The organism is Salidesulfovibrio brasiliensis JCM 12178 (assembly GCF_001311825.1).
GTDB classification, from domain to species: Bacteria; Desulfobacterota; Desulfovibrionia; order Desulfovibrionales; family Desulfovibrionaceae; genus Pseudodesulfovibrio; species Pseudodesulfovibrio brasiliensis.
This window is the reverse complement of the sequence record NZ_BBCB01000040.1, coordinates 19,863-27,200: the sequence shown is the minus strand read 5'-3', so window position 1 is coordinate 27,200 and position 7,338 is coordinate 19,863. Positions and strand designations below refer to the sequence as shown.

General features: G+C 59.6%; 7 protein-coding genes. 3 read left to right on the top strand and 4 right to left on the bottom strand.

All coding sequences use genetic code 11. From position 1 onward, the window contains the following. Positions 1–360: dienelactone hydrolase family protein (locus tag JCM12178_RS10715; RefSeq protein ID WP_172677117.1), on the top strand; the 360-nt coding region annotated here is incomplete at its 5' end. Positions 361–366: 6 nt separating this feature from the next. Here the strand turns inward: JCM12178_RS10715 and JCM12178_RS10710 are convergent. Together JCM12178_RS10710 and JCM12178_RS10705 are read right to left on the bottom strand one after the other, a co-directional pair. Further along, entirely contained in the window at positions 367–1,134 is a 768-nt protein-coding gene (locus JCM12178_RS10710) for a tetratricopeptide repeat protein (protein WP_245628723.1), read from the bottom strand. Then, positions 1,127–1,600: a hypothetical protein gene (locus JCM12178_RS10705; RefSeq protein ID WP_157054873.1), complete on the bottom strand. Its 474-nt coding sequence runs from the start codon at positions 1,598–1,600 to the stop codon at positions 1,127–1,129. Before JCM12178_RS10705 ends, JCM12178_RS10710 begins: the two co-directional genes overlap by 8 nt. 113 nt (positions 1,601–1,713) lie before the next feature. Here JCM12178_RS10705 and JCM12178_RS10700 point away from each other — a divergent pair, with 113 nt between their 5' ends. Beyond that, positions 1,714–2,004 carry a hypothetical protein gene (locus JCM12178_RS10700; RefSeq protein WP_054651244.1) on the top strand — a complete coding sequence of 97 codons (291 nt, stop codon included), beginning with the start codon at positions 1,714–1,716 and terminating at the stop codon, positions 2,002–2,004. Here JCM12178_RS10700 and JCM12178_RS10695 read toward each other — a convergent pair. Next, the gene (locus JCM12178_RS10695; RefSeq protein ID WP_054651253.1) at positions 1,997–2,911 is read right to left on the bottom strand and encodes a YceI family protein; all 915 of its coding nucleotides are present in this window, start codon (positions 2,909–2,911) and stop codon (positions 1,997–1,999) included. The genes JCM12178_RS10700 and JCM12178_RS10695 overlap by 8 nt on opposite strands. 16 nt (positions 2,912–2,927) lie before the next feature. Beyond that, positions 2,928–4,001 (bottom strand): MarR family transcriptional regulator, encoded by a 1,074-nt coding sequence (locus JCM12178_RS10690; protein ID WP_054651242.1) that lies wholly within the window; start codon positions 3,999–4,001, stop codon positions 2,928–2,930. A 291-nt stretch (positions 4,002–4,292) separates the two neighbouring features. Here JCM12178_RS10690 and JCM12178_RS10685 point away from each other — a divergent pair, with 291 nt between their 5' ends. Next, positions 4,293–7,337, top strand: a complete 3,045-nt coding sequence (locus tag JCM12178_RS10685; RefSeq protein ID WP_054651240.1) for an EAL domain-containing protein — start codon at positions 4,293–4,295, stop codon at positions 7,335–7,337. The last annotated feature ends 1 nt before the right edge of the window (position 7,338 follow it).

The following is a 7,338-nucleotide window of genomic DNA, read 5'->3' as shown; positions in this document are numbered from 1 at the left end:
CGTCACCGCCCATGCGCCCTCGGCCTGTCCTTCGGCGGCGGCGCAGTGCTGGAGCTGGCCCGGAGCGGCGCGCCTCTCGACAGGGTGGTCAGCATCTACGGCTACCTCGACACCCAGATCCCTGCCGCACGCGGCGATATTCACGCCAGCCTGCACATCATCCACCTGAAAAACGACCCCGTCGTGCCCTCGGAACACGCCGCTGCGTTTTCGGCTGAAATGCAGCACGCAAACACGCCTTTCAGAATGAAACGACTGAACGGCCCGGCGCACGGGTTCATGAATCCCGATGACCCGGCATATGATGGAGGGGCTTCGGAGCAGGTCTGGAGTATGATCGAACGGGTACTGGACGGCTGAGCAAGGCTACTTGCCAAGCTGCTTGGTGACCAGCACGAGGAAGGCTTCCGCCTCGGGGAAACGCGGGTTGAGCTTGATAGCCTGCTTCAGGTGTTCGCGGCAATTGGTGAGCTTGCCTTTCTCGTAATGGACGCGGGCCACGTTGAAGTGCAGATGGTCGTCCTGCCCGTTTATTTCCATGGCCTTCATGTAGAAACGGATGGCGTCGTCATAGAACTCGCGCTTGCGCAGGTTGATGCCGAACTCGTTGAACTTGTGACGCTGTTCCTCGCGGAAAATCTCGTCACTGTTCAGGAGCCTGTCGAGCACCTCTCGCAGCTTGGAGAACTCCTTCTGCTCCGAGTAGACATCGCTCAGCCCCACGTTGGCATCCACGTTCTCCTCCTGCATGAGCACTGCATCGCAGAATTCGCGTTCCGCTTCGGTGAGCTTGCCGAGGTTGAAATACCGCCTGCCGAGCTTAACCTTGCGAGCCAGCGTCTCCATACAGGGGACCGTGTTCTGCTGATAGTATTCAAGCTCCGGGGTGTAGTACCGGATGAACTCGTCGCGACTGATGGTGCGGCGTACGCCCGAGGGCAGGTTGTTGGCGTTCAGGGGCTGCACTTCGTAGGCGTCTTCATGCAGCTTGCAGATGAACCAGTACGTCCCGTTGCGATATCTGGACCCGCGTTCGCCGACCTTGTACTGATACCGGGTGCTGTGGGAATACACCCCCAGCACCTCCTTCTCGTCCACAGGACAGGCTTCGGTTCTCATTTCACTGCTACGCATGATCAGCTCCCGCTACGGATGCGCCCTCATCCGCCCCAAGCGAGTATGTGAGGGTGTAGGTATTCAGCCTTCCGCCAAGCGCAAGGTCGTACCGGCTTATGCAGACCAGCGACTCAAGCAGTTCGCGCGCGATGAATACTCCCATGGCCTCAAAGCTGGTTCGCCTCACCGGGCGGTTTTTGTCGGGCCGCAGCATCTCGTCGAGTTCGCCGCCTTTGCCGCTGTACTCAAGTTCCACCGTGATGCGCCTGTCCTCCCAGAACAGCTTGCAGCGAATGCAGGTGTACTCCCCGTTGCCCGAGAGCGTTCTCGCGCAGTAGGCAAAGACGCCCTCAACCGCCACCTGAAGCTGACGGGAGTCCCGCTCTGAAAAGCCGTTCATGCCACAGAACGCTTCCAACCCCGCAGTAATCAGGGCGACGTTTCGTACCCGTGATGGAACGATCCATTCCGCAACGCACTTCATATCGAATCCCTCGGCCGCTTCAATGCTTCCGGTACTAACCGATTCCTTTTCACGAAGCAATCGGCCTTGCACTCGTACCCGCTTTCACGCACAATAAAAAGTGGAGGATAATTATGGAAAAAGAAAGAATTAAAGAAATTTTCGACACTTACTTTGAAAAGTACAAAAAGACGGAAGGCGACCGGACTTCATGGTCGGCTTTCTGGTCGGAAACCACTCCTGAAGGCGTCCTTGAACTCAACATGACGAAGTGCCCGGAAGGGCTGACTTTCAAGATCTTCGTGGACAAGAAGAAGGTGGCCGAAGTCAAGGGGTGGGACGAATTCTTCAAGGCTGTCGATGAACTCGACCCGACCCTGTACGACGAGGATACCATCTTTTCCGGGATGGAGGCTGTCATCTAGCCTCAAGCACCAGCCGGAACTCCACGCTCACGAGGTCGTATACCAGATGGTAGCCGAGATGCTGGAAGAACCGGGCCGAGCCGTAGATGATGCCCCACTCCGTGCGGTCAAGGTCGAGATTGCCCTGCATGACCAGCCGGTTTTCCTCGAGGTTGCGCAGCTGGACGGCCATGAACACCTCCTTGCTGACCCCGCGCAGCCCGAGCTGACCCATGACGCGGAAGTTCGGCATGGTGGCAGGACAGTCCGGGACCGGCTGCATCGCGGTAATGCGGAATATCGCCTGAGGAAACATGGACGTGAAGAAGAAGTCGTCCGAGCGAAGGTGGTTTTCCAGCACGGGCTGGGTCTCGTCACCGTCGAGAGACATGTCCTTGAGACCGGCCATGTCCAGCTCGAACTCGCCGGTCATGCAACAGCCGTCCAGCACGCCGCCAGAAAGCGGCACGATGCCGTGATGCGAACCGTTCGCGTTGCGGCCTTTCCAGAGCAAGGCGCTTTCCCCGACATTCAACGCGTAATCGCGGGACTCCAAATGAAGTTCCGGATGCGGCGGGTCCACCGTCTCGACGGCCGTACCTTCAAGCGGGTAGCCTTCGGCGCGCCACTCGTCCAGCCCGCCCGGGAAATAGTTGACACACGAATAGCCGGAGCGAGCAAGCTTCTCTGCGGCGATACGGCTGTCCTGCGAGTTCGGCCCCGCGCCGTAGAGCAACACGGGCGCGTCCTTATCGGGCACCGCCGCCGCGATGAGGTCCGGAAAAACCACTTCGTAAACACACGCGTTCACCGCGCCGGGGATGTGCCGACGTTCGAAATGCTCGGGCATGAGCACGTCCACCACCACGACCTTGGCCTCGTTGACCTTGTCCAACGCTTCGAGAAGATTCAGTTCGGTTACGCTCACCGCGCCCTCCGTCATGTTATTCGTTCATGGCTACCACGACCAGCTCCGCAGCATCCCGCGCCACGATCTCCAGTCCGTTCTTCCCCAGCGGCATTGTCAGGCTGTCGCCGGATTCCAACGTGTGCCGCCCCGCGTCCACGGCCCCTTCCAAAACATACACCATCGCCGCGTTACCCCGGTCCGCATCAAGGCGAACCATTTTTCCGGGGTCCAGCGCAGAAAGACAGACCACGGCGGGGACGTTGATACGCAGTGCGTCGCGGTCTCCCTTTCCCGAGGCAACGGCGAGCAGACGGTTTCTGCGGTCGCCGGGCGAGTGGCAGGCAACGTCCGAAGCGGAATCCAGCCCTGCCACCTCGGCGTCGAACTCCAGCCGGATGACCCGAAGCGGCTCACTTGAGGCGTTGAATTCAGCCCAGTGCACGCCTGATCCCGCTGTCAGGCCGATGACCTCGCACTCTCCTGCGGAGCGCCAGTCGCCTGTCCCGTCGCCGAACGCAAGTTCGCCCGAGAGGACTATCTCGACGACCTCAACGTCCTCCAGCGGCCGGGTCGGGAGTCTCTGATCCGCCTGTATCACATCGTCAGCGAAAAGGCGAAGCCTTCCGGCCATGGCGTTGCACGAATGGGAAACGGGAATCCCGGCCACCGAGTACCGCCGGTATTTTCCGGAGTCCGCATACTCCCGATCCGAAGCCCTGAGCAGTCGTTCCTGCACGGCGCATGCGTCCGGCGCTCCCACAGGGCTTTCCTCCCCGGCCAGCCGTGCGCACATCCTGACGAACCGCGCCAGTTCTTCCCTGTCAAAATCGTGGAAAATTTCATGAACGACGGCCTGCTGCAAGTCCAGGGCCTCTGCGGTCACGGTCGAGCCTTCCGGTGTCAGACTGACCACGAACGCGCGCCTGTCATTGGTCGAACGCCGCCGCTCCACCAGCTCATCCCGTTCCAGATTAGCCACAACCAGACTGAGGTCGCCCGGTGTGCGCCCGATAGCTTCGGCCAGCTCCCGCTGACTCAGGCTCCCGTGATGATAGAGCGTTTCAAGAACACCGTAACGGCTTGCGGTCAGCCCGGACTTGGCAAGCACCCCCCGCGTCCGCTGCTGTAAAACACTTGCGCATCGCCGTACCAACCGAAACGCCTCGTCTCGAACATCCTGCATGGCTCCCCCGAAAAGCAACTTTCGTTCAATGTCGAACAATTCAACATAAAACTATTTTTGAAACCACTTTCTGTCAAGCAGGATCAACCGACCATGACGACGAGGCCACCGAAAACGACAACAGGCACAGGATAGGAATCGTGGACCACATTCTGAACGAACGGGGTTGGTTTTCTTCCCACCGCTTGATACTGTAGCAGACAAGGATAGGTACCAATGAAAATCCGCACCACGACCCTTCTCATACTGGCCTGCTCTTTCGGCGCAGCCCTTCTTGCGGCCGTCATCATCTCGGCTACCATCCTCTTCCCGGAGTTCAGGCGGATCGGAGAAACCAAAGCCGCCACCAACGCGGAGCGCGCGGTGAACGCCGTGGACAATGCCGCGACCCAGCTGGACGCCCTGACGCGCGACTGGGCCTGGTGGGACGACACCTACCGGTTCGCGGCCGAACCCTATGACCAATACATTACCTCCAATCTGGTCCCGGCGACCTTCGAGGACGCCAACCTTCACACCATAGCCACCTTCACACCGGTCGGCGGGCTCGTTCATGGCATAAGCGCTGATGAAAATGGGGAGCTCACGCACATTCCCTGGGAGCTGCAGGCGTTCATTCACGAATGGGCGAGTTGGGCGCAAAATAACGGAGCCACCGGATTTCAGGGCATCAAGAAGTTCGGCGACAGCCTCTATCTCGTGGCCTGCGAGCAGGTCCTGACCAGTGACCGCGAAGGTCCTCCCGCTGGCTGGCTTTTCATGTCCCGCAGCATCGACAAGGAATGGATAGACGATCTGGCCCAACTGACGCGGTTGGACATCACCGTAACGACGCCCGCAGAGCCGCTACCTGCCGGACATCCGCTCATCACGCTGGATGACGGAGTGTTCACTGCCCGAACGCAGCTCGTTGACGTGATGGGAAACCCGGTCGCCACGATCACGGTCCATACTCCGGACAATGTCACCCCAGCCGGACTCCGGGTCATCCTCGCTACGCTCGGGGGGCTCGTATGCGCCATTGTCGTTCTGGGCATCATCGCCCACCACGTCTTCCGCAGACGCATCGGCGACCGCATAGAAACCATGCGGAACCAGTTGCGCTCCATCGCAGCCTCTCCAAAAGGCGACCAGATCGTGACCGCCCATGGAAACGACGAGCTTTCCGACCTCGGGGACGACATCAACGCCGTACTTGAGGAATTACGCGACAACGAACGGTTCCTGCAGAAGCTGCTGGACTCGATTCGGGTGGGCGTGGTTCTGGTTTCGGCCGATACCAGAAAAATCATTCAAGTAAATCGTCACGCCACAGAACTCCTCGGCAGACCGCGAGAAGAACTGCTCGGATACTCCTGCCACGCCCTCATCTGCGCGGAAAAAAGTCGCGAATGCCCTGTTTTGGACAAGGACAAGGCAGTGGACCGCAAACGCTGCGAAATCACCAACGCGGTGAACGCCAAGGTGCCGGTCCTCAAATCCATCAGCTCCATCACCCGGCGTGGGGTGAACTACCTTGTCGAATCGTTCATGAGCATAGAGGAGCTCGAACGCACCCGGCGGGAACTGGAGGAATCCGAAGCCCTGCACCGCACCGTGTTCATGAACACCGGCACCGCCACCATCCTTCTGGATCGAACCGGCATCATCCGCATGGCCAACAGTGAATTCATGACCCTTTCCGGCGCGCCCCCGGAAACGGTTGCCGACGGCGGGACCCACTGGATGGAATTCTTCCATCCCGACGAGTCGGCCAGAATGCTCCACTACCATACCGGTCGGCGCGAAAACGAGGAGACCGTACCGCACAATTACGAATCTCGATTCATTACGGCGGACGGGGAGATACGGGATGTGACCCTGACCGTGGGCATGGTTCCGGGCACAGACCTCAGCGTGGCGTCCATCCTTGACATCACGGACCGCAAAACCGCCCAGAAAGAGCTGGAATTCAAGGCGTTCTACGACAAGACAACCGAACTGCCAAACCGCCAGTACTTCACTGACACGCTGGCCCGCGTTGTTGCCAGAGCCCTGCATGAAGACTTCGGCATCGCCGTGATCCAGCTCGATATCGACGAATTCAAAACCATCAACGACAGCTTTGGCCACGACACCGGCGACCGGCTGCTTCACGACGTTGGCCAGCGGCTTCACTCGGCGCTGGACGAAAACTGCATGCTCGCCCGGCTGGGCGGCGACGAGTTCGGCATCATCGTCGAAAACACCTCCTCAGAAGAGCAGGCCTCGGCGCTTGCCAAACGGATCATGGATTGTTTCGTCAAACCATTTTTCATCAACAATTCCGAGCTATATCTCGGCAGCAGCATGGGCGTTGCCATATACCCGCAGGACGGAGACTCGGCCCGGAAGCTCATCCGCTCGGCGGATCTGGCCATGTATCGCTCCAAAAACATCGGCAAGAACACATACAGCCTCTTCAGCGAGGACATGAACAAGCGCTCGCGCAAGCGCCTTGAAACGGAGACGGCTCTGCACCGCGCATTGGATCGCAGGGAGCTGGAAGCGTGGTACCAGCCGAAGGTGGACATCGGCACGGGTCGCATCACCGGCATGGAAGCCCTTATCCGCTGGCGCAAGCCCGACGGCACCGTGGTCCCGCCCGGCGAGTTCCTGCCCCTTGCCGAGGAGACGGGCCTGATCCGGCGGCTGGACCTCTACATCATGGAGCAGGCCTGTCACGACGCACGCCGATGGAGTGAGGAGACAGGCATTCCCCGCCCGGTGTCCGTCAACCTCTCGGCACGTCACTTCCTTCGCGAAGGACTGACCGAGCGTGTGGAGCTGCTGCTTGAAGACACCGGCCTCCCGCCCGCGCTGCTTGATCTCGAAATCACCGAAACCACGCTCATGGAAAACTTCGACGCCGCAGTGAAGGCCATGAAACGGCTGACAGGGCTCGGCACGACCTTCTCCCTTGACGACTTCGGCACGGGCTATTCATCGCTCTTCTACCTCAAGAGCCTGCCCTTCAGGACCATGAAGATAGACCGCACCTTCGTGAACATGACCGAACGGGACCCCGAGACTGGCAAGGCGCTCATCAAGACCATGCTGAGCATGGCCGGAGAGCTTGGCCTGTCCGTCATTGCCGAGGGCGTGGAAACCATGGAACAGCTCGACTTCCTGCAACGTCAGGGCTGCGGAACGGTTCAGGGATTCCTCTTCTCGCCGCCAGTCCGGGCCGAGGACTTTGAAACACTGCTCGAAAAAGGCTTCTTCGACATCCACAAGCAATAAA